The sequence below is a fragment of the Streptomyces sp. NPDC101776 genome (assembly GCF_044766845.1).
GTDB lineage: Bacteria > Actinomycetota > Actinomycetes > Streptomycetales > Streptomycetaceae > Streptomyces.
On sequence record NZ_JBIWMV010000015.1, the window covers coordinates 264746 to 290342 of the forward strand.

At 68.9% G+C, this 25597-nt stretch carries 19 protein-coding genes; 6 read left to right on the forward strand and 13 right to left on the reverse strand.

Going from position 1 to position 25597, the window contains the following annotated elements; all coding sequences use genetic code 11:
- Nucleotides 1-43: 43 nt before the first annotated feature.
- The 4 genes from ACIRRY_RS36220 to ACIRRY_RS36235 form a co-directional block, all read right to left on the reverse strand.
- Nucleotides 44-961, reverse strand: a complete 918-nt coding sequence (locus ACIRRY_RS36220) for a hypothetical protein (protein ID WP_403981415.1) — start codon at nucleotides 959-961, stop codon at nucleotides 44-46.
- Nucleotides 962-1041: 80 nt separating this feature from the next.
- Nucleotides 1042-1503, reverse strand: a complete 462-nt coding sequence (locus ACIRRY_RS36225; protein WP_403981418.1) for a hypothetical protein — start codon at nucleotides 1501-1503, stop codon at nucleotides 1042-1044.
- The gene (locus ACIRRY_RS36230) at nucleotides 1490-2473 is read right to left on the reverse strand and encodes a serine/threonine-protein kinase (RefSeq protein WP_403981421.1); all 984 of its coding nucleotides are present in this window, start codon (nucleotides 2471-2473) and stop codon (nucleotides 1490-1492) included. The genes ACIRRY_RS36225 and ACIRRY_RS36230 overlap by 14 nt, the downstream gene beginning before the upstream one ends.
- A gap of 147 nt (nucleotides 2474-2620) precedes the next feature.
- Nucleotides 2621-4444: a phosphoenolpyruvate carboxykinase (GTP) gene (locus ACIRRY_RS36235; protein ID WP_403981423.1), complete on the reverse strand. Its 1824-nt coding sequence runs from the start codon at nucleotides 4442-4444 to the stop codon at nucleotides 2621-2623.
- A 328-nt stretch (nucleotides 4445-4772) separates the two neighbouring features.
- Between ACIRRY_RS36235 and ACIRRY_RS36240 the strand changes: the two genes are divergently transcribed.
- From ACIRRY_RS36240 to ACIRRY_RS36250, 3 genes are all read left to right on the forward strand, one after another.
- Nucleotides 4773-5486, forward strand: a complete 714-nt coding sequence (locus ACIRRY_RS36240; protein WP_403981426.1) for a hemolysin III family protein — start codon at nucleotides 4773-4775, stop codon at nucleotides 5484-5486.
- Between the two features lie 113 nt (nucleotides 5487-5599).
- Entirely contained in the window at nucleotides 5600-7183 is a 1584-nt protein-coding gene (locus ACIRRY_RS36245) for a DHA2 family efflux MFS transporter permease subunit (RefSeq protein WP_403981432.1), read from the forward strand.
- Nucleotides 7180-7821 (forward strand): TetR/AcrR family transcriptional regulator, encoded by a 642-nt coding sequence (locus tag ACIRRY_RS36250; protein ID WP_403981434.1) that lies wholly within the window; start codon nucleotides 7180-7182, stop codon nucleotides 7819-7821. The genes ACIRRY_RS36245 and ACIRRY_RS36250 overlap by 4 nt, the downstream gene beginning before the upstream one ends.
- 45 nt (nucleotides 7822-7866) lie before the next feature.
- Here the strand turns inward: ACIRRY_RS36250 and ACIRRY_RS36255 are convergent, their stop codons facing one another.
- From ACIRRY_RS36255 to ACIRRY_RS36275, 5 genes are all read right to left on the reverse strand, one after another.
- The gene (locus ACIRRY_RS36255; protein ID WP_403981437.1) at nucleotides 7867-10275 is read right to left on the reverse strand and encodes a galactose oxidase-like domain-containing protein; all 2409 of its coding nucleotides are present in this window, start codon (nucleotides 10273-10275) and stop codon (nucleotides 7867-7869) included.
- Nucleotides 10272-11480, reverse strand: a complete 1209-nt coding sequence (locus tag ACIRRY_RS36260; RefSeq protein WP_403981440.1) for a glycosyltransferase — start codon at nucleotides 11478-11480, stop codon at nucleotides 10272-10274. The genes ACIRRY_RS36255 and ACIRRY_RS36260 overlap by 4 nt, the downstream gene beginning before the upstream one ends.
- The gene (locus tag ACIRRY_RS36265) at nucleotides 11477-13126 is read right to left on the reverse strand and encodes an ArnT family glycosyltransferase (RefSeq protein ID WP_403981443.1); all 1650 of its coding nucleotides are present in this window, start codon (nucleotides 13124-13126) and stop codon (nucleotides 11477-11479) included. The genes ACIRRY_RS36260 and ACIRRY_RS36265 overlap by 4 nt, the downstream gene beginning before the upstream one ends.
- Nucleotides 13123-14391: a glycosyltransferase gene (locus ACIRRY_RS36270; RefSeq protein WP_403981445.1), complete on the reverse strand. Its 1269-nt coding sequence runs from the start codon at nucleotides 14389-14391 to the stop codon at nucleotides 13123-13125. Before ACIRRY_RS36270 ends, ACIRRY_RS36265 begins: the two co-directional genes overlap by 4 nt.
- Before the next feature lie 195 nt (nucleotides 14392-14586).
- Nucleotides 14587-16620, reverse strand: a complete 2034-nt coding sequence (locus ACIRRY_RS36275; RefSeq protein ID WP_403981447.1) for a thioredoxin domain-containing protein — start codon at nucleotides 16618-16620, stop codon at nucleotides 14587-14589.
- A gap of 477 nt (nucleotides 16621-17097) precedes the next feature.
- Between ACIRRY_RS36275 and ACIRRY_RS36280 the strand changes: the two genes are divergently transcribed.
- Complete coding sequence (locus ACIRRY_RS36280; RefSeq protein ID WP_403981449.1) at nucleotides 17098-20328, forward strand: tetratricopeptide repeat protein; 3231 nt, start codon at nucleotides 17098-17100, stop codon at nucleotides 20326-20328.
- Between the two features lie 4 nt (nucleotides 20329-20332).
- On the opposite strand, the gene ACIRRY_RS36285 is transcribed toward ACIRRY_RS36280, so the two are convergent.
- Both ACIRRY_RS36285 and mca read right to left on the reverse strand, forming a co-directional pair.
- Nucleotides 20333-20590, reverse strand: coding sequence for a hypothetical protein (locus ACIRRY_RS36285; protein WP_403981452.1), 258 nt, complete (start codon nucleotides 20588-20590; stop codon nucleotides 20333-20335).
- Nucleotides 20583-21443 carry a mycothiol conjugate amidase Mca gene (mca, locus tag ACIRRY_RS36290; RefSeq protein WP_403981484.1) on the reverse strand — a complete coding sequence of 287 codons (861 nt, stop codon included), beginning with the start codon at nucleotides 21441-21443 and terminating at the stop codon, nucleotides 20583-20585. The genes ACIRRY_RS36285 and mca overlap by 8 nt, the downstream gene beginning before the upstream one ends.
- 213 nt (nucleotides 21444-21656) lie before the next feature.
- Here mca and ACIRRY_RS36295 point away from each other — a divergent pair, with 213 nt between their 5' ends.
- Both ACIRRY_RS36295 and greA read left to right on the forward strand, forming a co-directional pair.
- Nucleotides 21657-22055, forward strand: a complete 399-nt coding sequence (locus tag ACIRRY_RS36295; RefSeq protein WP_403981454.1) for a DUF4307 domain-containing protein — start codon at nucleotides 21657-21659, stop codon at nucleotides 22053-22055.
- A gap of 168 nt (nucleotides 22056-22223) precedes the next feature.
- Nucleotides 22224-22724, forward strand: a complete 501-nt coding sequence (greA, locus tag ACIRRY_RS36300; protein WP_043679814.1) for a transcription elongation factor GreA — start codon at nucleotides 22224-22226, stop codon at nucleotides 22722-22724.
- A gap of 112 nt (nucleotides 22725-22836) precedes the next feature.
- On the opposite strand, the gene ACIRRY_RS36305 is transcribed toward greA, so the two are convergent.
- Entirely contained in the window at nucleotides 22837-23574 is a 738-nt protein-coding gene (locus tag ACIRRY_RS36305; protein WP_403981456.1) for an ABC transporter permease, read from the reverse strand.
- Nucleotides 23568-25571, reverse strand: a complete 2004-nt coding sequence (locus ACIRRY_RS36310; RefSeq protein WP_403981458.1) for a recombinase family protein — start codon at nucleotides 25569-25571, stop codon at nucleotides 23568-23570. Before ACIRRY_RS36310 ends, ACIRRY_RS36305 begins: the two co-directional genes overlap by 7 nt.
- Between the last annotated feature and the right edge of the window lie 26 nt (nucleotides 25572-25597).

Consider the following 25597-nt stretch of genomic DNA (forward strand, 5'->3'; position numbering starts at 1 on the left):
GCGTCTCCTGGTCGAGCGAGCGGTACGGGGTGCGGTACGGGGGTCACGAGCTGCCGCGGGCGTGATGCCGGGCGGCGGGCGGGAAGGCGTACAGGACGTCGGAGTCGGGTTCGTGCGCGTCGGTGACCTCGACCTGGGCGCCGGGCGCGGGCGGCGTCCGGTCCGGTTCGGCCCACACCGCGCGGTACAGGACGTGGTCGAGTTCGACATAGCCCTGCGGGTGAAGTGCCGTACGCACGACGGCTGTTCGGGACGGGCCCGGGCGGGGGCCGACCTGGCGGCCGTAGGAGGTGGGGGCCGGTGCGGGTGGGACGGGCCGCAGTCGGGCGGTGGTCTCGGCGGTCGTCTCCTCGGAGCGGACCTCCGCATCGGGCGCCCTGCCCGCGACGGCCGGGGTGCGGGAGCGGCGGACCGCGAGGAAGAGGGCCAGGAGCAGCAGGAGGAGTACGGCGGTCAGGGCGAGGAGCAGGACGCGGGTGTGGTCCGTGGACTTGTCTCCGCCGAGTTCGGCGACGCCCACCTTCTTGTCGATCAGTTGGCCGCCGGTGAGCTTGGACTTCTTGAGCGCCTTGCACAAGTCGCTCTCGCAGGAGGGGAGTTCGGCCAGTGTCCGGGCGTCCAGCCGGTCGATCCGGGCGTTCCGGTCGACGAACGCACGGCCTGCCAGGACGAGCAGCGCGGTGCCGCCCTGGCCGGTGTGGACGCGGGCCTGTACCTCCACCCGAAGGTTCCGGAGGTCCCGCCGGACGGCGTCCGGGCCACCCTTCGTACCGGGGTCGAAGCCCAGCGGCTTCTTCAGCGTGACCGTGACCACGGCCCCGTCGTCCAGCGCGTCCTGCCAGCAGCCCAGCCGCGTCGGAAAGTTCTTGCCGCAGTCCGCGCCGGCCGCGGTCGCCGGCCCCGCCGGAATCACCGCGATCAACAAGCCGAAGAGCAGGGCAGTGAACAACGTATGTCTCATGACGACCCCCCGTTGGCGCCCATAGTGAAGGCAAGAGGGCGGTGGCCGAAAGGGGTTGGGTGAGAATGCTCAATTCACTTCTACAGCTGGAAAACCTGATGGCAACGGGTGAACATCTGTCGCGCCCGTTCCACCCAATCACTGGCCAGAACATCGAAATCGGCCTGGGAGATCCGGCAGGTCAGCGGGAGATCGCAGACTCCGGCGAGACATGGTCTCGGTCCGCGTACGTCCCACACCGAGAGCATGGGATTCAGCTGTTCGGTGTTCCACGCGTTCGACGCGGCGGCGGCGATCGCCAATTGATCCTTGCGCAGAGAATGACCGTCCGTAACAAAGGCGACAAGGAGTCTTTTCGTGGTCATGAAACGCACGGTGAGCGTGCGCCCCGACGCCTCTAGATCGAATTGCAGCGAGACGGAATCGACCTCGCTCTCGACGTGGTAATTCCGGCGGGCGCCCCAGGTGTGCGTCAACTGCCGCCAGGACGAGGCGATGTCGTAGTCCCGGCCGGGCGGGAGGGAGGAGTCAGGCGTCGCCACGGGCCACCGCCCGCGTGATCATGTCGTCGGTGAGGCCCGCGTCCAGCAGGGCCTGGGCGTGCAGCAGCAGACAGGACGGCACCGGCAGGCTGGTGGCGCCCCCGCGCCGGGCCTCGAGTTCGCCGCGGCGGACCTCGATCGTGCGGGCCACGGCGGGCGGCGGCCAGGTCGCGGGGCGCGGCTGCGCCAGCAACTCGCCCAGCAGGACATCCAGTCGGGGCCGGTCCGCGGGCCGCTTGGCCAGACACCGGGCGAGCAGCGGCCGTATCTCCGGTGGTACGCCGTCCAGTTCGGGTGCGCGGTGCACGACGCGCAGGCTCACCGCCTCGCCCGCGCCGAACGGCGGGCGGCCCGTCAGCGCGTACACCAGGACACCGCCGAGGGAGAACACATCGCTCGGCGGGCCGATCGGTCCCGCCGTCATCTGCTCCGGCGACATGAAGGGTGGGGTGCCGACGACGATTCCGGCCCGGGTGAGGCTCGGGGCGCCCTCGACGCGGGAGATGCCGAAGTCGATGACGCGGGGGCCGTCCGAGGCGAGCAGCACGTTGGCCGGTTTGAGGTCGCGGTGAACCAGGTTGGCCGCGTGGATCGCCTGCAAGGCCTCGACGAGGAACGCGCCGAGCCTGCGGACCTGGGCCTCGGGCAGCGGTCCGTCCGATCCGACGGCCTCGGCGAGGGACGGCCCGGGCACGTACATCGTTGCCAGCCAAGGGAGTTCGGCCTCGGTGTCGGCGTCGACGACGGCCGCGGTGTAGGCGCCGCTGACCAGCCGGGCGGCGGCGACCTCGCGGGCGAAGCGCTCGCGGAACTCGGGCTCGGCGGCCAGTTCGGGCCGTACGACCTTCACCGCCACCTCGCGCCCGGCCGGCGAGCGGCCGAGATACACCCATCCCATCCCGCCGGAGCCGAGCCGCCCGGCGATCCGGTACGGCCCCACACTGAGCGGATCGCTGACCGGAGTGCGCACCCCGCTCACCTCACTTCGGGGTTCGTTGCAGGTTGTCCCGAGTGTCCCCTGAAATGCCGGTCTGGGTAGCGGTGATGCGCGAAATAGAGGCCAACGGGTAAGGGCCCGCACGCCGTTGTGCGGGCCCTTACCGTTTCGCTACCGGGTTCAGCCGAGGCGCCGCACCAGCGCCCGGTACTCGTCCCACAGTTCCTTCGGGGTGTGCTCACCGAAGGTGTTGAGGTGGTCGGGGACCAGGGCGGCCTCCTCGCGCCACACGTCCTTGTCGACGGTGAGCAGGAAGTCCAGGTCCTCCTCGGACAGTTGGAGCCCCTTGGTGTCGAGGGCACCCTTGGCCGGCAGCACGCCGATCGGGGTCTCGACGCCCTCGGCGCGGCCGTCGAGGCGGTCCACGATCCACTTCAGGACCCGGCTGTTCTCGCCGAAGCCGGGCCACACGAACTTGCCCGCGTCGTTCTTGCGGAACCAGTTCACGTAGTAGATCTTCGGCAGCGTCGCCTGGTCCCGGCCCTTGGCCACATCGACCCAGTGGCCCATGTAGTCACCCATGTTGTAGCCGCAGAACGGCAGCATGGCGAAGGGGTCGCGGCGCAGTTCGCCGACCTTGCCCTCGGCGGCGGCGGTCTTCTCGGAGGCCACGTTGGCGCCGAGGAAGACGCCGTGGTTCCAGTCGAAGGACTCCGTCACCAGCGGTACGGCCGAGGCGCGCCGGCCGCCGAACAGGATCGCCGAGATCGGCACGCCCTTGGGGTCCTCCCACTCGGGCGCGATGATCGGGCACTGCGAAGCGGGCACGGTGAAGCGGGCGTTGGGGTGCGCGGCGGGCGAACCGGACTCCGGTGTCCAGGAGTTGCCCTTCCAGTCCGTGAGGTGGGCCGGGGTCTCCTCCGTCATGCCCTCCCACCAGATGTCGTTGTCGTCGGTCAACGCCACGTTGGTGAAGACGGAGTTGCCCCACAGCGTCTTCATCGCGTTGGCGTTGGTGTGCTCGCCGGTGCCGGGCGCGACGCCGAAGAAGCCGGCCTCGGGGTTGATCGCGTAGAGCCGGCCGTCCTCCCCGAACCGCATCCAGGCGATGTCGTCACCGATCGTCTCGACGGTCCAGCCGGAGATGGTGGGCTCCAGCATCGCGAGGTTGGTCTTGCCGCAGGCGCTCGGGAAGGCGGCGGCGACGTACTTCGAACCGCCTTGCGGGGGCGTCAGCTTGAGGATCAGCATGTGCTCCGCGAGCCAGCCCTCGTCCCGCGCCATCACGGAGGCGATGCGCAGGGCGTAGCACTTCTTGCCGAGCAGCGCGTTGCCGCCGTAGCCGGAGCCGTAGGACCAGATCTCACGGCTCTCGGGGAAGTGCGAGATGTACTTGGTGGAGTTGCACGGCCACGGCACGTCCGCCTCGCCCTCGGCCAGCGGGGCTCCGAGCGTGTGCACAGCACGCACGAAGAATCCGTCGGTACCGAGTTCGTCGAGGACGGGCTGTCCCATGCGGGTCATGGTGCGCATGGAGACGGCGACATAGGCGGAGTCGGTGATCTCGACGCCGATCGCGGAGAGGTCCGAACCGAGGGGGCCCATGCAGAACGGGACGACGTACATCGTCCGGCCCTTCATGGAGCCGCGGAAGATGCCCTGTTCTCCCGCGAAGATGTCCCGCATTTCCGCGGGAGCCTTCCAGTGGTTCGTCGGTCCCGCGTCCGCTTCCTTCTCGGAGCAGATGAACGTCCTGTCCTCGACCCGGGCGACATCGGTCGGGTCGGAGGCGGCGTAGTACGAGTTGGGGCGCTTGATCGGGTCGAGCTTCTGGAAGGTGCCCTTTCGGACGAGCTCCTCGCTCAGTCGCTCGTACTCCGCTTCGGATCCGTCACACCAGACCACGCTGTCCGGCTGGGTCAGTTCTGCGATCTCGTTCACCCACGAGACCAGTTCTTTGTGTTCGGTTGGAATGACGGGGGGAGCCGCGATGTCGCGCGCCACGATTGCTCCTACGGTGAGGGATTTTGTCCTGGTTGCCCCGTGGGGGCCGCGACCCGGATGCTTCACGATGGTCGATCTTGGCGCTCATCCGGTGCCGACCGCACTCATTTGATCATCCGACGCGTCCGCCCATATGTCCAGAGGGCCTCACAGACGAGCGACGTGAGGATCGCCACTCGTCCGCCCCTCACCGACATGTTTTCCGTGCGTCACCATCGCTTCACCCCGGGTACCCGGAGTTCGACTACGCATGAGAGAGTGGCCACTTCCGGACCCCATCTCGCCGGACTGACACGTAACTTACGGTTCCGTAGGTACGATTGAGCGCATGACTGCGCCCGTCCCCGACGCGCCCACGGACACGCCGACTGACGGCCATGGTCCTTCCGCGCTCTCGATTCCCGACCATGTGAAACCGAAGCTGCGCGGCTGGCTGCACCTGGGCATGTTCCCGGCCGTCCTCGTCTCGGGCCTGGTGCTCACCGCTCTCGCCGACACCCCCCGGGCCCGTATCGCCTGCGGGATCTTCGCCCTGACGGCCTGCCTGCTCTTCGGCGTCAGCGCGCTGTACCACCGGGGCGACTGGAGCCCGCGCATGGACGGCATCCTGCGCAGACTCGACCACGCCAACATCTTCCTGATCATCGCGGGCACGTACACGCCCCTGACGATGCTGCTGCTCCCCGGCGCCAAGGGCGAGTGGCTGCTGTGGAGCATCTGGGCCGCGGCGGCGGCGGGCATCGCCTTCCGCGTCTTCTGGGTCGGCGCGCCGCGCTGGCTCTACACCCCCTGCTACATCGCGATGGGCTGGGCGGCCGTCTTCTTCCTGCCCGACTTCATGCGCGCGGGCGGCATCGCCGTCCTGGTCCTGGTGGTCGTCGGCGGGCTGCTCTACAGCGCGGGCGGCGTGATCTACGGCATCAAGCGCCCGAACCCGTCACCGCGCTGGTTCGGTTTCCACGAGGTCTTCCACTCCCTCACGGTGGCGGCCTTCCTCGTGCACTACGTGGGGATCTCGCTGGTGGCGTACCAGCACGGATAGCACCTGAGACACCCCTCGTTCATGGCCACGGCTCACCAGCCGTGGCCATTTTTCATGTTCTGACAGTGGAACCCGGTTGACATCAACCACCTTTTGACAGCTACTCTCATTTCATGGCTACTGTCACTGAATCCCATGCCGTACGGCGCGACCCGCGCCGCTGGTGGGCCCTCGGGGCCCTGGTCGCGAGCATGCTCACGCTCGGCTTCGACACGACGATCCTCAACGTGGCGCTGCCCACGATGGCCGGCGAACTCGGCGCCACCACCGGCCAGCAGCAGTGGATGGCGGACTCGTACGTCATCGTCTTCGCGGCCCTGATGCTCCCGGCGGGCCTGCTCGGCGACCGCTTCGGACGGCGCCGCATGCTGATCACCGGGCTCGGCATCTTCCTCGCCGGTTCCGTGGCCGGCGCGCTGGCGGGCGACGTGAACTGGGTCATCGCGGCCCGCACGGTGATGGGCGTCGGCGCGGCCCTGGTCACCCCGCTCGCCCTGTCCGTGCTGCCCTCGCTCTTCGGCCCCGACGAGCGCACCAAGGCCGTCGGCATCATCTCCGCGGCCTCCTCGCTCGGACTGCCGCTCGGCCCGATCATCGGCGGCTGGCTGCTCAACCACTTCTGGTGGGGCTCGGTCTTCCTGGTCAACATCCCGATGGCCGCGATCGGCATCGCCGCCTGCGTCTTCCTGCTCCCCGAGACCCGCGACCCCGCCTCCCCCAGGGTCGACGCCCTCTCCACCGCGTTCACCGCGACCGGCCTCGGCTCCCTCATCTACGCGATCATCGAGGCGCCCAGCCGCGGTTGGGGCGACCCGCTGATCGTGGGCATGCTCGTCGGCTCCGCGATCCTGATGGCCGCGCTCGTACTGCGCGAGCGGCGGATGGAACGCCCGATGCTCGACATGACCCTGCTGCGCCACCGCGGCTTCCTGTTCAGCTCGATCGCCGCGACCCTGGTGATGTTCGTCCTGTCCGGCCTGCTGTTCGTGCTGCCGCAGTACCTCCAGGCGGTGCTCGGCAACGACGCACTGGGCACCGGCGTCCGGCTGCTGCCCATGATGGGCGGCCTGATCGTCGCGGCCCGGGCCGCGCAGCCGCTCGTCGCCAAGTTCGGTTCCCGGGCCGTGGTCTGCGCGGGCCTGGTGGTGCTGGCCTTCGCCGCGCTGCTCGGCAGCCGTACGACGGTCGACTCCGGCTACGGCTTCACCGCGCTGTGGCTGTCCATCACCGGCTTCGGCTTCGGCTTCTCGATCGTCCCCGCGATGGACGGCGCGCTCGGCGCGCTCCCCCGCGACCGGGCCGGCAGCGGCGCCGGGCTCCTGATGACCATGCGGCAGGTCGGCGCCGCGATCGGCATCGCCCTGCTCGGCAGCCTGCTCGCCAGCTCCTTCCGCGACCGCCTCGACGTCACCGGCCTGCCCGCGAAGGCGGCCGACACGGCCGGGGAGTCCGTCGTAGCGGCGCACATCGTCGGTCAGAAGACCGGCTCGGCGGACCTCATCGCCTCCGCGAACAGCGCGTACGTCCACGGCATGGGCCTGGTCCTGCTGGTGTGCGGTGTCGCGGCCCTCGTCACGGCCCTGCTGTCCGCGGCGTTCCTGCCGAACACGCCGGCCGCGCCCACCACCAAGGAGGAGCAGGAGGAGGAAGACCCGGCCACAGCCGTGGCCATCGCTCCGGCGGATGCCGGACAATGAGCAGCATGACGGCCGCACCCTCCCCTTTCAGCCCCGCCGAACGCCCTCAACTGGGGCTCCGGGAGCGCAAGAAGATCAAGACCCGCGAGGCGATCCGCACCGCGACGTACGCACTGGTCAAGGAACAGGGGTACGACGCGACCACGATCGAGCAGATCGCCGAGCGCGCCGAGGTGTCGCCGTCGACCGTCTTCCGGTACTTCCCCACGAAAGAGGACATCGTCCTCACGGACGAGTTCGACCCGATCATCATGGAGGAACTCCGGGCCCGTCCGGCCGACGAACCCTGGATGGACACCCTTCGCTACGTCATGCAGAAGGCCATCCGCCTCGGCATCAAGGACGACCCCGAGGTCGCGCGGCTGCGGACCCACCTCATGGTCCAGATCCCGGCGGTGCGCTCACGGATGATGGAGAGCATGTCGGTCACCGGCACCATGCTCTGCGAGGCCATCGCCGAGCGCACCGGCCGGGACCCGGAGAGCCTCGAAGTACGCGTCTACGCCATGGCCATCATCGGCGGCCTGATGGAGACCTCCCTGTACTGGGCGGAGAAGGGTCACCGGGACGATTTCACGGACCTGGTGGACCGGACGCTGGACGTGATGGAGCACGGGCTCCCCATCGAGAAGCCGTGAACCCGGCGGGGCACATCCACGACGGACGTGCCTCGCCGGGCCCGGTCACCGGCGCTTCTTCACGTCACCCTTCCCGCAGGCCACCCCGTCCCTGTTCGGGTCGAGGCGCAGCGGATCGTCCTTGCCGTTGACCTTCAGGCGGCCGTAGGAGTTCTGCTGGAGCCAGGAACAGCGGGCCGCGGTCGTCGACTTGACCTCGGACGGGAAGACCGTCGGGACGCAGACGTTGATCGTGCCGTAGTGGCGGTCGCAGCCGGAGAGGGTCACGGAGACCTTCTGCGAGGTCCGCTTCTTGCCGGGCTCGGTGACCTTGCCGGTCAGGGAGTCGGCGAAGGAGTGGACGTGGGCCGAGGCCGTGTCCGTCGTCAGGGCCGAAGGGCCTTGCAGATGGACCCACTTGGCGACCGACGGGACACCGTTGGCGTCCACCGCGAAGAGCATGTACCAGCCGGGCGGTGCCAGGTTGGGGTTGCTCGTCACGTTCAGGTCGACCGTGTTGCCGTTCACCGAGAGCGGCAGGTCCACGAACCGCTGGTTCGGGTCCGAGGAGTGCGTGACCGCCGCCGGGCGGATCAACTCCGCCTTGGCGATGGGCCGGTCGACGGTGATCGTCTGGGTGTCGCCGTACTCCCACTCGTTGTCGATCACCGAAGTGATCGTCGGCCGCGTCCCCTTGAGGAGATACGGCGGGGTGTAGATCGAGACATTGTGGTTCCAGGTGCCGTTGCCCGGGTTGTCACCGGTCGACATCACCCGCCCGTCCGGCAGCAGGAACGACGAGGAGTGGTAGCCGCGGGCCTGCGGGTCGGCCGCCACCGGATCGAAGGTCGACGTCGCCGGGTCGAAGATCGACGCCTCGTACACCGGGTCCGCCCGGTTGTGCAGCGCGCCGCCCGTCTCCAGTACCGTGCCGTCCGGCAGCAGTACGGCGGACACGTACATCTTGCCCTGCGCGCCGGTCTCGGCCACCGGACCGGTCCCCAAGTCGACGGTCCCCTGCGGTATTTGGGGGCCCACGGTGTACGTCGGGTTCGCGGCCTTGAGGTCGATGATGTCGGTCAGCCGGTTCGCGTCCGGGTTGGAGTCGATGTTGCCGCCGCCGATGGTGAGCACCTTCTGGTCCTGCGCCGGAGGCAGCAACACGCTTGCCGACTGGTCGCGTTGGTCCTTGTTCTGGAGCCCCGGGACCGACGTGATCGTGTTCGCGTTGTAGTCGTAGATCGCGCTGCCCGTCCCCGGGATGTTGTTCCCGAAGACATGGCTGCCCGTGTAGAAGAGCCGGCCGTCCTGCATCAGGACCATCGACGGGTACAGCCCCCAGTACGACCAGGTCTGGTTGACCTGCGACAACGGCAGCCACTTCTGCTGCGCGTCCGACCAGTACTCGGCCGTCACCGACCCCGTCGAGTCCTCGCGCAGCCCGCCGAAGGAGATGACGTCACCGTTGCCGAGCTCGGTCGCCGACGGGTACCAGTGACCGTCGTTGAGGTCGTTCGTCCTGCTGTACGTCTCGGTCACCGGGTCGAAGATGTACGAGTCCTTGTACCCCTCGTACCCGTGCGAACCGTCCGCCGCCGGGAACGCCTTGTTGCCGCTCATCACCAGCACCCGGCCGTCCTGCAACTGGATGTGCCCCGAGCAGAACATGTCCTTCGGCGTCGGGATCACCTTGTACGTCCCGGCGACCGGGTCGTACACCGCGCTCGTGAACGTCCCCGCGTCGAACTGCTCCTGGCTGTTCCCGGAGCCCGCGATCAGCAGCACCTTGCCGTTGTTGAGGACGACGGAGTGCATCGAGCGGACGGGGTTCTGCGTGGGCAGCACGTCCCAACGCCCGTTCGCGCACTGCTCGGCGGTGGCCGTGCAGGTCGCGGGCGGGAGCGTGTCGGGGACCTGGTCCATCGTGTAGTCGTCGGTGGTCGCGGATCCGGTGCCGTAGACCGAGACGCCCCAGGTGATCCGGTCGGTCCCGGCCGGGACCTCGGGCGTACGGACGCTCGCCTGGGTCCAACTGCCCTGCATCTCCAGGGTCTTGAGGTCGGTCCAGTACTGCCAGCCGGCCGTCGCGTCATGCCGGAACAGCGTGATGTTCGCGTCCGGCGTGGTCGTCTTGTACCAGAGCCCGAGGTCGTACTGCTTGCCCGCCGTCACCACCGGCGCGCAGCTCGTGGACTCGGTGATCAGCGCCTTCCGGTCACCGTCCACCCGCCGCGTCACGGTGACCTTCATGGCCTTCGAACCCGAGTGGGCGTCCGAAGTCGTGCTGAAATCAAAGTCGTTGTCGCCCCACCCGGACTTCTCCCAGCAGTACGGCATCCCGTCACTGCCCGCCGTCTCGAAGCCCGGGTTGAGGACGAGGTTCGCGGCCTCGGCGGACTGCGGCGAGGTGAGCAGCAGTCCGGCGGTCAGCGTCCCCACCCCGAGGAACGCGGTTCTTCTGCGGTACTTGTTCACACGGCTCTCCTCGGTGCTGTACGGCTCTCTTTGCTGCTACGGCTCCCTTTGCGGCGCGGGAGATAGACCAGTGCCTCGGTGCCGGCGAAGCGCAGGACGAACGTCATGACCAGGGCGAGCGCGGTCGCCGACACCGCGCCCATGCCGAACTTGTGGACGAACAGGGCGATCAGCGGGATCCGCAGCACCAGATCGGCGTTGGCGAGCAGCGCGAACCGGCCCGCCCGGTCCCACCAGCTGCGGTGCCGGCGCCGGTCGCGGAACAGCAGATGCTCGATGAGGTAGAAGTTCCAGGCCACGCCGAGCTGGTTGGCGAGGATCTCGGCGGGGACGTAGTGCATGCCCGCCTGGGTGAGCGCCCACAGGCCGACCAGGTTCGGCAGGAAACCGGTGGCGCCGATCAGGCCGAAGATCACCATGCGCGCGACCGGCGAGACGGTGCGCAGCCCGAGCAGATGCCGCAGGAAGCGGAAGCCTTCCTTCGCGGTCGACTTGGACTCGCCGGCGAACCGGTCCTGGAAGACGAACGGCACCTCGGTGACCTGGCGCGGACGGCCGCGGACGGCGAGTTCGAGCAGGATCTTGTAGCCGAGCGGCTTGAGCGCCTCCGCCGTCACCGCGCTGCGGCGGATCGCGAAGAAGCCGCTCATCGGGTCGCTGATGCCCCGCAGTTTGCGCGGGAACAGCCCCTTGGTCAGCCAGGTCGCTCCGCGGGACACGGCGATGCGGTATCCGCCGGCCAGTCCCTCGCGGCTGCCGCCCTTGATGTACCGGGAGGCGACGACCAGTCCGGCGTGCGTCCGCTCGCCGGTGCCGACCAACTCCGGTACCAGGGACGGCGGATGCTGGAGATCACCGTCCATGACGACGATCCAGTCGGACGTCGCCGCCTTGATCCCCTCGACGACCGCGCCGCCGAGCCCGCCGACCGGTTCCTCCCGGTGCAGCACGGTCACCGGGAACGGGCAGTCCTGCGCCGCCTCGGAGATCACCGCGGGGGTGTCGTCGGTGGAGTCGTCCACGAAGACGACCTCGCAGGGCAGCCGGGTCGGCACGGATTCGGTGATCCGGTGCAGCAACTCCCGTACGTTCGCGGACTCGTTGAAGGTCGGTACGACGATGGTGACGGCACCGGGCTCGGCCAACTCAGCGCCCTTTAGGGCCGGTTCACCCAACTCGCCCGGGACTGTGGACTCTTGGCTCATCGCTGGGCTCCCACGGTCTCGCTCTGGATCTGCCGGATCTCGATGCGGTCGTCGCCGGTGCCGAAGGTGGCGACCGGGGTGGAGTGCTCGATAGCCGCCTTGACGTTGGGCAGGTCGACCGCGTCGCGCCGTACCGTCGGGGAGGCCACGACGTAGTCGATGTCCTTCCAGCCGTGCGGCAGCGTCTTGGTGACGGCCGGGTCGAGGTCGGCCTTGTAGAACCAGATGACCCCGAGCCCGGGCCGGTACCCGGCGTGCACCAGGTCCAGCCAGAGCGCGTCGTCGACCAGGACCCGGGTGTCCTTCGGGTCCTGCACCTCGGTGGACAGCCACTTCGAGGCGGCCCGATAGGGGGCGTTCGCGTCGGCGGTCACGGCGGTGTGGTCGCCGTCGTACCAGTGCGGAACGACATAGGCGCCGGCGGCGAGGGCGAGGGCGACCGCGAGGGCGTACCGGCCCCCGGTGACGTATCGTTTCTCCCCTTCTCCGCGCCATCGGCGCAGCACCGCGTGGGCGACGGAGGCGGTGCCCCCGGCGAGGACCAGGGCGAGGAAGGGCAGCGCGCCGATGACGTACATCGCGGGCAGATAGCCGCCCGGGCGCAGGGCCACCAGGGCGAGGATCGCCACGGTCAGCGCGGGTCCGGCGAGCGAGCGGGCGGTGACCGACCAGCGCCAGGTGGCCAGCAGGAGCAGCGCCCCGGCGAGGCCGCCCAAGGGCAGGACACGGTCGTAGTAGAGCCAGGAGTGGAGGACGCCGTGGGAGCCCGTGCCCTGGTCGAGGATGAAGCCCGAACCCGGCCTGGTCATCTGGTACTTGAGGCCGTCCCAGAGCGAGACGTGGCCGCTGCCGGGCAGCAACTCGCCCTTGAGCAGGGCGAAGAGCGGGTACGAGAGGCCGATCAGGACGCAGGCGGTGATGGCTCCGGTGAGCGCGAACTTCCTGGTGTCCCGGTGTCCGTGGCGCCACATGGTGACCAGCAGCGCGGGCAGGATGACGAGCATCGTCTCCTTGGTGAGGACCGAGGCGGCGCCCGCCAGACCGGCCCCGAAGTGGTGCCACAGGTGGCGACTTGGGGACGCGGCCAGGCAGAACGCGAGCAGCATCCACATCACGGCGATGTTGTCGAGGAAGATCTCCCGCTGGAGGATCACGGACAGCGGGGACAGCCCGAAGAGCAGCATGCCCAGGGCCGCCGCCCAGCGCGGCAGCGAGAGCCGGCGGCCGAGGACGTAGACGAGGACCGCGCTGATCGCGCTGATGACCAGCATCGCGAGGCGCATGGTGCCGACGGTCATCGAGCCGGGGCTGAAGTGCGCGGGGATCCAGGTGAGCAGCGCTATCTGGATCCAGCCGAGCGGCGGGTGGTCGTACCAGTAGGTGTAGTGGGCCAGGCCGGTGCCCTGTTGGACGGCCCAGGCCTGGGCGAGGTAGGTGCCCTCGTCGTCGCTGAGCGTCGGGTAGTCGGCGATGTTCCAGCCCTGCACGACGAGGATCGCGAGGAGGAGCAGGCCGCAGAGGAGGAGGTCGGAGCGGGAGGAACGCAGCCTCGAAGGTGGCGTTGTCCGACCGGCCGAACCGGTTTCAGGCGCAGGCTGCCGCTGCGCGGGGACCGTGGTGGTCACCGCGGGAAGGGTGGAGGTCACGCAGGAACGTCCTCTCGGATCACTGCGGTTTCGGTGAGGTGAGCGCCGACATGGGAGGTCAACTCCCAGTCGTTCCGGCCACGTTGCTCACGCCACACTGCGCGGATCGCGGCTCCGGCGAGCAGCACCTGGTAGAAGGGGCCACCCACGACGAGCTTCAGATAGTGGACGGCGCGGACGCGCAGTCCGTACTGCTTGCCGAAGTCGTGCAGTCCGACGACCTCGAAGACGAAGGTGACGGCGGCGGTGACCAGCGGCAGGAAGGTGAGGAAGGCGACGCCGACCGGCACGTCCAGGAAGAGCGCGACCGCCGCGTTGAGCGGGATGATCACCCCGGAGAACGCCTGCAGGAACGGCGTCATCAGCGTGTAGCGGGCGAGCAACCGCTGCCCGAATCCCGGGAGTTGCTTCCAGTCCTTCTTCCGGTAGACCTGAAGGAAGCCCTGGTTCCAGCGGGTTCGCTGCTTCAGCAGCGACATCAGCGAGCCGGGGGTCTCCTCCCGGGTCACCATGTCGGAGTCGTAGGCGACGACGACCTTCTTGCCGACACTGGACAGCCGGACGCCCAGGTCGCAGTCCTCGGCGAGGCAGTTGGGGTCCCAGCCCTCGGCTTCCCGCAGGGTGCTGGTCCGCACGAAGACGGTGTTGCCGCCCAGTGGGATGAACCCCTTCTGCGCGTGCAGATGCAGCCGGGACCTGAACCAGAAGAAGTACTCCAGGCAGTTGCGCAGGCTGTACCAGCTGGAGTGGAAGTTGATGAGCTGGACGCCCCCTTGGACGACGTCCGCTCCCGTCGTCCGGAACGCGTGGTCGACGTGGGCGAGCAGCTCCGGATGGACCTGGTCCTCCGCGTCGAAGACCCCGACGACATCGCCGCGGCAGTGCGGCAGCGCCGTGTTCATGGCCTTCGGTTTGTTCTTCTTCTCATGGGTGTCGACGACGACCCGCACGCGCGGATCGCGCTCGGCGGCGCTGTTGGCCACCGCCGCGGTCTCGGGGTCGTCGTGCCCCACGATCACGATGATCTCGAAGTCGGTGTGCGTGGATTCCAGCAGTCGCTGGATGGTGTGGTCCAGCACGGCTTGCTCGTGCCGGGCCGGCAGCAGCAACGAGAACGAGACGTGCTCGTCCCCGTCCGGACTGCTGAATCGGGTGGAGGCGAGCACTTCGGGCGTACGCCACGCGTGCATCTGCCACCACAAGGTGAAAGCGGCCATCCAGAACAGGGCCAGCGAAACGACAGCGATGAAGACAGACGTCACCAAAACAGATCCCCCCAGGATCCCCAATTCCCCCCGGCGCGACGGTGAGTTACATCCGCCGCGTCACGGGGCCGAGACTATGGGCGATCTGTGAAGTGGACAGGTGATTTCAGTGAAGAGCGTGTTTCATCACAATCGGCCGCGCCCGTGAGCATTTCTCGTACAGGTCGCGTTTGAGGCGGTTACGACCGTGACATTTCACCTGTTCAGCGCGGTGCGCAGCCGCTCAGGGTCGGTCGTGGGCGCATCGCAGGTAAAGTTACGGCAAATGTACGCGGCCGGTCCACCGTCGACCAGCGGTCGGTCGGCGAGCAACGGCAGTTCGTCACTCCCCGCGACCCCGAAGGCGACCACGGCCCCCGGCGCGGTACCCAGAAGTGCCGTACGGTGCAGGACTTTCGCCCCCTCGTCGTCGACCGACGGTCCTACGACGGCGACCTCACGTGGCCCGTCCAGATACGCCTCGGCGACCGCGAGCCCCCACCCGATGAACCGCGGCACCCGCGGCCCGAGCGCCTTCACGACCCCCAACGCCCGTTCGGCGGCGGTGCGATGGGGCTCGGCACCGGTCTGCGCGGCATAGCCGAGCAGCGCGCCCGCTGCGGCGGTCCACCCCGACGGGGCGGCGTTGTCGGTCGGATCCTGCGGACGCCGGATGAGCTGCTCGGCATCGGCGGCGGTGTCGTACAAGGCCCCCGACTCATCCACGAACCCCGCGAGCACATGGTCGAGCAGGAACCCGGCGAACTCCAGCCAGACCCCCTCCCCCGTGACCGACGCCAGCGCGAGGAAGCCCTCCGCGACATCGGCGTAGTCCTCCAACACCCCGGCGTTCGCCCCGACTTGGCCGTCTTTGCTGGTGCGGGCCAGCTTGGCGTGCTCGTCCAGATGCAGTCGTACGAGGAGATCGGCGGCAAAGACGGCGGCCTCGACCAGGTCGGGGCGGTCGAAGTAGGCACCGGTCTCGGCGAGCGCGGCGATCGCGAGCCCGTTCCAGGCGGCGACGACCTTGTCGTCACGGCCGGGCGCGGGGCGCCGCGAACGAGCGGCGAGAAGGCGCTGTTTGATCGACTCGACCCTCCCGGCGTCGAAGACCCCTTCGGTCTGCGGGAGTTGGAGGACGGACTGCCCCTCCTCGAAGGTGCCCTCGTCGGTCACGCCGAAGTAGTGGGAGGCGAGTTCGGCGTCCTCCTCGCCGAGGACCTCGGTGAGCTGCGCGGGCGTCCAGACGTAGTAGGCGCCCTCGACGTGCTTGCCGGTCCCGGTCCCGTCGTCGCTGTCGGCATCGAGCGCGGAGGCGAACCCGCCCTCGTTCGTACGGAGTTCACGCACGAGGAAGTCGGCGGTCTCGACGGCGACGCGGCGGGCGAGCTCGGAACCGGTACTGCGCCACAGGTGCGCGTACACCCGGCACAGCAGGGCGTTGTCGTAGAGCATCTTCTCGAAGTGCGGGACGACCCACTCGCGGTCGACGGAGTACCGCGCGAAGCCGCCCGCGAGCTGGTCGTAGATACCGCCGCGTGCCATCCGCTCGCAGGTGTCCCGCGCCATCTCCAGGGCGCCCTCGGAACCGGTGCGGGCGTGGTGGCGCAGCAGGAACTCCAGCGCCATGGACGGCGGGAACTTGGGCGCGCCGCCGAATCCGCCGCGCTGCGGGTCGTACTCACGAGTGAGCCCGAGCAGCGCGGCGACGAGCTCGCTCTCGCCGGGGGCGTCGGTGCTGCCGTAGTCGATCTGGCGCTGGGCGAGGTCCCGCGTGATCTTCCCGGCGACCTCGTCGACCTCGTCCCGCCGGTCGGTCCAGGCAGTGCGCACGCCCTCCAGCACCTGCCGGAAGGAGGGCATGCCGTGGCGGGGCGTCGGCGGGAAGTACGTCCCGAAGTAGAAGGGCTCGGCCTCCGGCGTCAGAAACACGGTCATGGGCCAGCCGCCCTGGCCGGTGGCCGCCTGCACGGCTTCCATATAAACGGCGTCGACGTCGGGGCGTTCCTCACGGTCGACCTTGACGCTGACGAAGTGGGCGTTGAGGTAGTCGGCGGTGGGGTGGTCCTCGAAGGATTCGTGGGCCATTACGTGGCACCAGTGACAGCTGCTGTATCCGACGCTGAGCAGCACCGGCACTCCGCGCTCACGAGCCTCCGCGAAGGCCTCGGGCGACCAGGGCCACCAGTCGACGGGGTTGTCGGCGTGCTGGAGCAGATACGGGGAGGTCTCATGGGCCAGTCGGTTCACCGGTCCACTCTCCCACGGGGGCGGGAGCTGCGGAGAAGTGCAGAGCCGCGTGGCACGCCGGGGCAGCCGCTCGCCTTTCGTAGCCCTTGGGTCCGGGGCCCGCCGCCGGGACGCTGCCGGGACGTTGCCGGTCACGGCTTCCGCGGCTTTCGACGGGGAGGGGAAAGGGGGAGGAGTGCCCGTCGACGACGAGCCGGCCTTCAGCGGTGACGACGGCGCGGCCCGACCTGTTGGCACGGCGCTGACGGAGGACGAGGACCGTGCCCGGTTCGAGCAGACCCGCCCGCGCTCGTGAGCCGGGGTGATGAGGGCGGGGTCGCGGTGGATGCTCGACGCGGCCGTGCGGACTCACGGCGGAGGGACTCCTCTCGTGGGGCCGGGGGCTCCGATGCGCCGTGATCGTCGGCCCTCTCGCGCTCCCGCCTCCCCCGAAGGACACTCATAGGCCAAGGAGTTGCCGCCAAAGGGGGACCACACATGCGGGACGGCCATCGGACCGATGCCGAGCGGCTGTTGGCTCGGGCCGTGGAGGAGGAGGTGCGGCGCTCCGGCGGGCGCACCGACGGGCAGGTGCTGCTGGCGCGGTCCCGGGCCGCTCTGGACGCCATGGCGCAGACGGCGGCCGAGGAGTACGAGGCCTATACGGGGGCGTTGGACACGGCGGCGGCCGGGCAGATCGGGTTCGGGCAGCGCTACGCCAAGGAGGGCGGCGGAACTCCCCTGCTGGTGGCGGCCGTCGGCGCGGTCGCCGCTGTCGTCGCCGACCTGGCCCTCGGTACCGGTACCGGCACCGCGTTCGGCGCCGGAGTCACCGTCGGCGTCGTGGGCGCGGCGGCGACCGTCGTGAAGGTGACCGCCTCCCATCTGCCCGCCGCGCATCACCGCGCCGGTGCCGCCAACCAGCCCGGCGGACCTGAGCAGTTGAGGTTGCAGTGGCTGACCGCGCTGGAGGTGCGGGGCATCCGGCCGTTCCTGGACCAGCAGCGCGTGCTCGCCGCCTCCACCGGTCCGACGAAGAAGTCGGGACCGCAGTTGCGCGGCACGGACAAGAGCGCGGCGGCCCGCAGACGGAGTGTGCTGGAGCAGTCCTTCGGTCAACTCCCGGATGCCGTGGGCGGGTTCGCGGGACGGCGGGCGGAGCTGGCCCGCATCCGGCAACTGGTGCAGGCGGCCCGCGCGAGCACGGAGACCCGGCCGACGGTGGTCGTGCTGCACGGTGCGCCCGGCTCGGGGCGCACCACGCTCGCGGTGCGGGCCGCGCAGGATCTGCGGGACCAGTTCCGCGGCGCCTGCGTGGTGGATCTGCGCGGCGACAGCCCGGGCGAACCCCCGCTGCCCACCCGCGACGCCCTGCTGCATCTGCTCAACCGGCTCGGCGCGCCCCGCGAGCAGTTGCTCTTCCGTGAACGCTCCTCCCCCGAGCAACAGGTCAAGCGGCTGGGCGAGTTGTACCACCAGCACCTGACCGGCCTCCCGGTGACGATCGTCCTGGACGACGCCTCCGACGTCGCGCAGGTGGCCACGCTGGTGCCCGAGCGCTCGGACAGCCTGGTCGTGGTCACCTCCCGCAAGCCCCTCGACCTGCCCGCCGAACTGGCCGCCTGGGTCCACCAGTTGGCGGTGGAGCCGCTGGACGCGGCGGGCGCGGAGGAGCTGTTGGGCGCGGCGTCGCAGACGGGTCGGGAAGGTCGGGACGGTCGGGACGGTTCGGAGCCCTACGACGCCGAATCCTCCGACCGGATCAGGGAGTTGTGCGGCGGGCTGCCGCTCGCGCTGCGCGTCGCGGGCTCCTCCCTCGGCCCGCGTTCCTCGCGTCAACTCGCCACGGATCTGGGCGCGTACGGCCCGGTGGAACCGGTCGAACGGGCGCTGTGGCTGCGCTACACCGACCAGACGGACCCGGCCCGCAGGCTGCTGCGCCGCCTCGCGCTGGCAGGCCGGGCCTCGCTGGGCGCGGCAGCCGCGGCAGCCCTGCTGGCCACGGACGAGACGGAGGCGACCCGCCAACTCCAGGCCCTGTCCCGGGCGGGCCTCATCGACCACGTCCGCGGCACCCGCTACCGCCTGCACGACCTGGTCCGCGCCTTCGCCCAGGCCCGCCTCCTCGACGAGGAGGAGCCGGCCGAACGTACGGCCGCGCAGGAGCGGTTGATCGTGAACTACGGCGAACTCGCCGACTCCGTACTGCGGTTGGTCGACGGCAACATGTCGACGCGCTCGGACCGATTCGGCCCGCACGGCTTCACCTCGCTCGACGAGGCGCTGCGCTGGCTGGACGACGAGTCGAGCTTCATCACCGCGACACTGCGGCACGCGGAGGGCGTCGACCAGGGCGCCGTACTCAATCTGCTGGGCGCGCTGTGCGACTACTGCCTGCTGCGCGGCGACCTCTACCGGCTGGGCGAGATCAGCGAGTTGGCGCAGGCCGTCGACCAGGGGCTGCTCGTGCGCTCGGTGCAGTGGCGCACGGGTATCGCGGCCCGGCAGCTCGGCGAACTCGACAAGGCGCGCACCACCCTCACCTCCGTCGTCGACCTCTACATGGAGGCCCATCACGACGCGGGCGCCGCACGCGCCCTGTGCTCCCTCGGCATCACCCTCCACCACCAGGGCAACCTCAGCGAGGCGGCGACGCGACTCCGCGAGGCCCTCGACCTCCAGGCCCCGCCCGAACTCGCCACGGACCGCGCCTGGACGATGCACGCGCTGGCCGCCGTGGAAAGGGATCGCGCCCGACTCCCGGAAGCCATGCGGCTTTTGACCGAGTCCCTGGTCCTGCACCGCGCCGGGGAGTCCCTGCACGGGGAGGCCTGGGCACACTTCCAGCTCGGCCAACTCGGCCTGCGCATGGGCGACATCCCACGCGCCGAGTCCGAACTGACCACCGCCCTCGGCATCTACGGCCGCACCCGCGACGCCCGCGGCGAGGCCTGGGCGCTGACCCAGCTGGCCCGCGCCCGGCTGGTCGCCGGCGACCCGTCCCCGGCGGTGGACGGCCTGCGCCAGGCCGCCGCCCGGCACCGCGAGAACGAGGACGCGCGCGGCGAGGCCTGGACCGTCTACTACCTGGGCCAGGCCCTGGAGGAGATCGGCAAGCTGGACCTCGCGGTGCGCGAACTGGAACGCTCCCGCACGATGTTCTCCCGGATGCGCGACGTCTACGGCCTGGCCTGCGCCCGGCACCACTCGGCGCGCGTGACCCGCGACCAGCGCGCGGCCCAGACGGGTTCGCTGCGCAACTCCGGCTTCGCCCGCCAGCTCCTGGTCGACGCCCGCGCCGACTTCCAGCGCATCGGCGTCGCCCACGGCGAGGCGTGGACCTGCCTGGAGCTCGCGGTCGTCGACGCGGGCAACACCCGTACCCAACAGGCGCTGACGCTGTGCGAGGAGGCGGTGGGCCTGTTCACCTCGTACGGCGACCGGCGCGGCGCGGACTGGGCGCACTTCCTGCGCGCCACGCTCCTGCCGTACGCGGCCCCCGGCGGGGTCGAGGTCGGCACGGCGGTCGCCCAGGAGGAACTGGCCCAGCTGTCCCGCGACGGGCATCCGTCCCGCGACGAGAAGCTCGACGACTACGTCGAGGCGTACCAGCTGCTGCTGGAGCGGGGCGTGAACCTGGAGGCGGGCTGGCAGGCGTGGCGGCTGGGCATGGTGCCGAGCCGGCACGCCCGGGAGGTGATGGGGGTGCCGGTGCCGGGCACCCCCTGACGCCTCAGCCCTGCTTGGCCTTGGGTTCGGCCGGGGCGGACTCGGACGCGGCCCTCGACTCGGCCACCGGGTCCGCGCCCTCCTTGAAGTCGACCTTGTTCATCTGCTTGCTCATGGACTTCATCAGCCCCCAGACGGCCAGGGCCATCACCGCGAACACGATGAAGCCGAGGACGCCGGGGGTGACCTTGTTCTCGTCGACCTCGGCGAGGGGGACCAGGTGCGTCATTGCCAGGGCTGCGCTTGAGCTCATGTCAGGCATTGTCGCGGATGCCCGCAAAGAGGTCGTCCTCGGGGAGGGAGGTATCGACGAGGGACTTCGCGAGCTCGTACTCCTCGGTCGGCCAGACCTCCTTCTGGATCTCCATCGGGACCCGGAACCAACCGCCGTCGGGGTCGATCTGCGTGGCGTGCGCGAGCAGCGCCTTGTCCCGGATCTCGAAGAACTCGGCGCAGGGCACGTGCGTGGTCAGCACCCGCTCCGTGCGCTCGAACTCGCTCCACCGCTTCAGCCAGTCCCCGTACGGCGACTCCAGGCCGCGCGCCAGCAGCGCGTTGTGCAGGGCCTCGGTGCGCTGCCGGTTGAAGCCCTGGTTGTAGTACAGCTTCTGCGGCTGGAACGCCGGGCCGAACTCCGACTCCGGGTACTTCTCGGTGTCGCTCGCGCCCTCGAACGCCACCATCGAGATCTTGTGGGTCATGATGTGGTCGGGGTGCGGGTAGCCGCCGTTCTCGTCGTAGGTGGTGATCACCTGCGGACGGAACGAACGGATCTGCCTCACCAGCTCGCCGGCCGCCTTGTCGACGTCCTCGAGCGCGAAGCAGCCCTCGGGGAGCGGCGGCAGCGGGTCGCCCTCGGGCAGCCCCGAGTCGACGAAGCCGAGCCACTCCTGCTTGATGCCGAGGATCTCGCGAGCCTCGTCCATCTCCTTCTTGCGCACCTCGTGGATGTGCTCCTCGATGTACGTGTCGCCCTGGAGCTTCGGGTTGAGGATGGAGCCCCGCTCCCCGCCCGTGCAGGTCACGACCAGCACGTCCACCCCCTCGGACACGTACTTCGCCATGGTGGCCGCGCCCTTGCTCGACTCGTCGTCGGGGTGCGCGTGGACGGCCATCAGTCGCAGCTGGTCAGTCAAGACTCAATCCTCAGTAGGTCGGCGCCCCGGTGTCCTGGGGTGCAATTCAACAGGTGCCGTCCCGAAGGGACGTCGTTGAGGGGTGGCGGTCGGGCGGCGGGTGGGAGGCTTCTATAGTGACCGAATCGGGGGGCGAATAATTCCGGGGGCCCGTTTGGAACGCCCTTTGAGCCCCCTGCCGGGAGGACGATCATGAGTACGGCGAGCACGCGACTGCCCGAGGGCCGCTACGGCCGCTCGTCGGACGAGCGTGCCGACCACAAGCTCAGGATCGCCGGTGCCGTCCTCGCGACGGGCCTGCTCGCCCTCGTCGGGTACTTCGCCTACCACTATGTCGTCGAGGCCAAGATCAGCGCCGAGGTGATCACCTTCCAGGCCTCGGACACCGAGGTCAAGGTGCATCTCGAGGTCCACAAGGACTCCGGGACCACGGGCTACTGCACCCTGCGCTCCCAGGCCGCCGACCAGTCCGAGGTGGGCCGCGCCGACTTCCACTTCGGCGGCTCGGCGACCCGTATCGACAAGGTCGTCACCCTGCGCACCACGGCCAGGGGCACCACGGCCGAGCTGCTGGGCTGCCACTCCGACTGACGTCACCCTCGTTACGTAGGCGCTGACCAGCGTTGACGTATGTCTGACGGCTTATGTCCTCCCCCTGACGCCGTTGAATTGTTAGGCTCGTGGTTTCGCCCTTCCATGAAGGAACATTCTTCTGGGTAGGGCGATGCTTTGTATTCCCAGTACCTACGAGGAGCACCTGTGACCCAGACCAGCGAAGACGTCACCTGGCTCACGCAGGAGGCGTACACCAAGCTCAAGGACGAGCTGGAGTACCTGTCTGGTCCCGCGCGCGCCGAGATCACCGTGAAGATCGCGGCCGCTCGCGAGGAGGGCGACCTGCGCGAGAACGGCGGGTACCACGCGGCCAAGGAGGAGCAGGGCAAGCAGGAGCTCCGCATCCGCCAGCTGACCCAGCTTCTGGAGAAGGCCAAGGTCGGCGAGGCTCCGGCGTCGACGGACGGCGCGGTCGCGCCCGGCATGGTCGTCACGATCGCCTTCGACGGCGACGAGGACGACACGACGACGTTCCTACTCGCCTCGCGCGAGTACGCGAGCGCCGACATCGAGACCTACTCGCCGCAGTCCCCGCTGGGCTCCGGCGTGCTCGGCCACAAGGTCGGCGAGGTGGCGCAGTACGAGCTGCCCAACGGCAAGAAGGCCTCAGTGACGATCCTCAAGGCCGAGCCGTACAACGGCTGACCCGCGGAACCGGCCCATCGCCTCTCGCCTTCGACGAGCCCCCGGCGGCCTTGCGGCGCCGGGGGTTTCGTCATGCCTCCCGCCTGTCCCCCGAGTGTCTCCGGCGCGTCCCTCAGGCCGTGGCCGAGCGGTACTTCCGCACCGCCAGCGTCCGGAATATGACGATGATCAGCACCGAGTAGATCAGTGAGGCCCACACCGGGTGCACCATGGGCCAGGCGTCCGAGGGCGACTGTCCCGGGTTGGCGAAGAGCACCCGGCAGGCCTGCACGGTGGCGCTGAACGGGTTCCACTCGGCGATGTGACGCAGCCACGGGGTCATGTGGCTGGTGTCCACGAACGCGTTCGAGATGAACGTCACCGGGAAGAGCCAGATCAGCCCGCCGGAGGTGGCCGCCTCGGGCGTACGGACGCTCAGGCCGATCAGGGCGCCGATCCAGGTGAACGCGTACCCGAGCAGGAGCAGCAGCCCGAAGGCACCGAGCACCTTGCCCGCGTTGGTGCCCCCGTCCGAGCCGACCCGCCAGCCGACCAGCAGGGCGACTATCGCGAGGACCAGCAGGGTCAGCGCGGTCTGCACGAGGTCCGCGAGCGTCCGCCCGGTCAGCACCGCGCCCCGCGCCATGGGCAGCGAGCGGAACCGGTCGATGAGGCCCTTGTGCATGTCGTCGGCGATTCCCGCGCCGGAACTGGCGGTGGCGAACGTGACGGTCTGCGCGAAGATGCCGGCCATCAGGAAGTTCTTGTAGTCGGTGGCGCTGGTGCTGCCGCCGATCTGCATGGAACCGCCGAAGACGTAGGTGAACAGCACCACGAACATGATGGGCTGGATGAGTCCGAAGATCACCATCTCCGGGAAGACTGTGCGTGGGTGTGGTTCTGCTTGCAGCAGTCCCCATCGCCGTCGCAGGCCTCCAGAGTCTCCAGCTCCAACGCCGCGAACTTGGGATCGATGCTGCCCGTGACCTCCATGGGAGGCAGGATCAGGAGCGGCGGCACCGGGACCCCACCAGAGCCTTGCAAAGCCTCCATGACGGCCGCCCATGCGCCCGAGGTGCGCCAGACCTCCGAACGACGCCGCACGGCACTCCAGGCGTTCCCTGAGACCTCCACCTCGCTCCACGGGGCAGCGGTCCGTAGCTTCCACAAGATCGCTTCGAACACCTCGCGCTTCGGTGTCCCCTTCTGGCGAGAGCCGGGAAGCATGGCATCAGCCGTCTCCCACTCCTCATCGCTGATCTTGAGAGGCACCAGCGTGCCTGTCTCTCTGTGCCATTCAGTGAGGGGTTCGGCGATGCCTTTCCGGTGCTGCTGCCCCTTACCGATCACCTGCACGCGGATGTCCAACAGCTCAAGCAGGTCACGACGCTGCACAGGAGTGAAGGAGTCCATCTCCGTCGCCTGCCCCTCCACCAGGGCAACGATCTCGTCTGCTCGCTGCTGCTGATCTTCAGCGTCCCGAAGCCAACGAGCCACACGCTCGCGCTCGGTGGTCAGCTCCTCTTCCTTCGCTTGGAGGGCTTGCTTCACCTCTCTGATCGTCTCCTCGTCGATGCCGTCGCCGGCGCCCTCACCCAACTCGTCTTCAAAGAGCTGGGTGAGCTTCTGGAGAAGCTGCCCCTTGCGGCTGGCTCTCTTCTTCTCAATCTGTGCGTCCAACTCGGCGAGACGCTCCCGATAGGTCTCGGTGCGGGCCGGGATCGCCCCCAACCACCTGGCAGCGAGCGCCCTGAACTTGTCCACGTCCGAGAGCAGAGCCGCGATCTCGGCCCAGATGGCCTTTTCCACGTCGGGTGCGGGGAGTTCGGCGCACTCGCAGTTCAGTCCCAGCCGCTTGCCCATGCAGCGGTAGTAGCAGATGGGAGATTCGGTGGCCTTTGCCCCCGTGTAGTAGCCGCCGCACAACGCGTACAGCCGCCCCGTGAACAGGTAGTGATTCAGGTTCTTCTTCTTGAACGACCGCCTGTTGAGAGCCTTGCGGAGAGCTTCCACACGCTTCGGGTCACTGATCGGACGGGGAACCTCGATCCGGAAGACCTCAAAGGTCTCCTCTTCGTCATCCTCGGCCGTGCGCTCAATGCGGAACTCCACATATCCGTCAAGAGCAGTGGAGTTGAGCCGCCTGGCCAGGTTCGACCCGGTCCACAGCAGGCCCTTACGGGTGCGGATACCAAGGGTGTTCAGGTGCTCGGCAGCCTCATCCCGTGAGTAGCCGAGATCTACGAGCAGGTTCGTGGCGATGTTGATCACGCGCACCTCGTCCTCGCAGAGGACAGGAGTCGCCTTCCTCCCCTTGCCGCTGAGAACCACCCCGTACGGGGGCTGACCGAGAGGCCAACCGCCAGCGGCCAACTTCTGATCCCGACCGCCCATGGTTCGCTCAAGGATCAGGGTGTGTTCCAGCTCCGCCATGTACGACAGCAGGCTCAGCATGATGCCGAAGAGTTCGTCGTCACTGTCCAGACGACCATCCGCCGTAGCAACCCTGATCTTGTGATGCTTGGTGGCGTTGAAAACCCAAAGATGGATGTCCTCCATGGTGCGTCCGATGCGGTCCAACTTGCCGAAGACAACGAGGTCGATGAGACCCTTTTCAATTGCTTGGGTCATCTCGTCGAGATCAGGTCGCGAGTCGTTCTTCCCGGACTCTCCGCCGTCGACATAGACCTTGTGAATCTTGTACTTTCCAGGGCCGAGTTTGTAGTCCAGCCATGCCTTGCACTGTTTTTCCTGAGTGTCGAGGCCGTATCCCTCGACCTGCTTCGCGGTAGAAACGCGAAGGTAGACGGCTACGCGAAGCACTCCCCGAACAGTCCGGCGCCCGCGCATGACGGTACCCTTCCCCATGTCAGTCCCTTCGTGACTGGCAGGCC

Bases quoted from the DNA above. Each gene is read 5' to 3' on its own strand.
- ACIRRY_RS36220 (WP_403981415.1), bottom strand. From the start codon at position 961: ATGAGACATACGTTGTTCACTGCCCTGCTCTTCGGCTTGTTGATCGCG.
- ACIRRY_RS36240 (WP_403981426.1), top strand. From the start codon at position 4,773: ATGACTGCGCCCGTCCCCGACGCGCCCACGGACACGCCGACTGACGGC.
- ACIRRY_RS36245 (WP_403981432.1), top strand. From the start codon at position 5,600: ATGGCTACTGTCACTGAATCCCATGCCGTACGGCGCGACCCGCGCCGC.
- ACIRRY_RS36250 (WP_403981434.1), top strand. From the start codon at position 7,180: ATGAGCAGCATGACGGCCGCACCCTCCCCTTTCAGCCCCGCCGAACGC.
- ACIRRY_RS36260 (WP_403981440.1), bottom strand. From the start codon at position 11,480: ATGAGCCAAGAGTCCACAGTCCCGGGCGAGTTGGGTGAACCGGCCCTA.
- ACIRRY_RS36280 (WP_403981449.1), top strand. From the start codon at position 17,098: ATGCGGGACGGCCATCGGACCGATGCCGAGCGGCTGTTGGCTCGGGCC.
- ACIRRY_RS36285 (WP_403981452.1), bottom strand. From the start codon at position 20,590: ATGCCTGACATGAGCTCAAGCGCAGCCCTGGCAATGACGCACCTGGTC.
- mca (WP_403981484.1), bottom strand. From the start codon at position 21,443: ATGGCCGTCCACGCGCACCCCGACGACGAGTCGAGCAAGGGCGCGGCC.
- ACIRRY_RS36295 (WP_403981454.1), top strand. From the start codon at position 21,657: ATGAGTACGGCGAGCACGCGACTGCCCGAGGGCCGCTACGGCCGCTCG.
- ACIRRY_RS36305 (WP_403981456.1), bottom strand. From the start codon at position 23,574: ATGGTGATCTTCGGACTCATCCAGCCCATCATGTTCGTGGTGCTGTTC.
- ACIRRY_RS36310 (WP_403981458.1), bottom strand. From the start codon at position 25,571: ATGGGGAAGGGTACCGTCATGCGCGGGCGCCGGACTGTTCGGGGAGTG.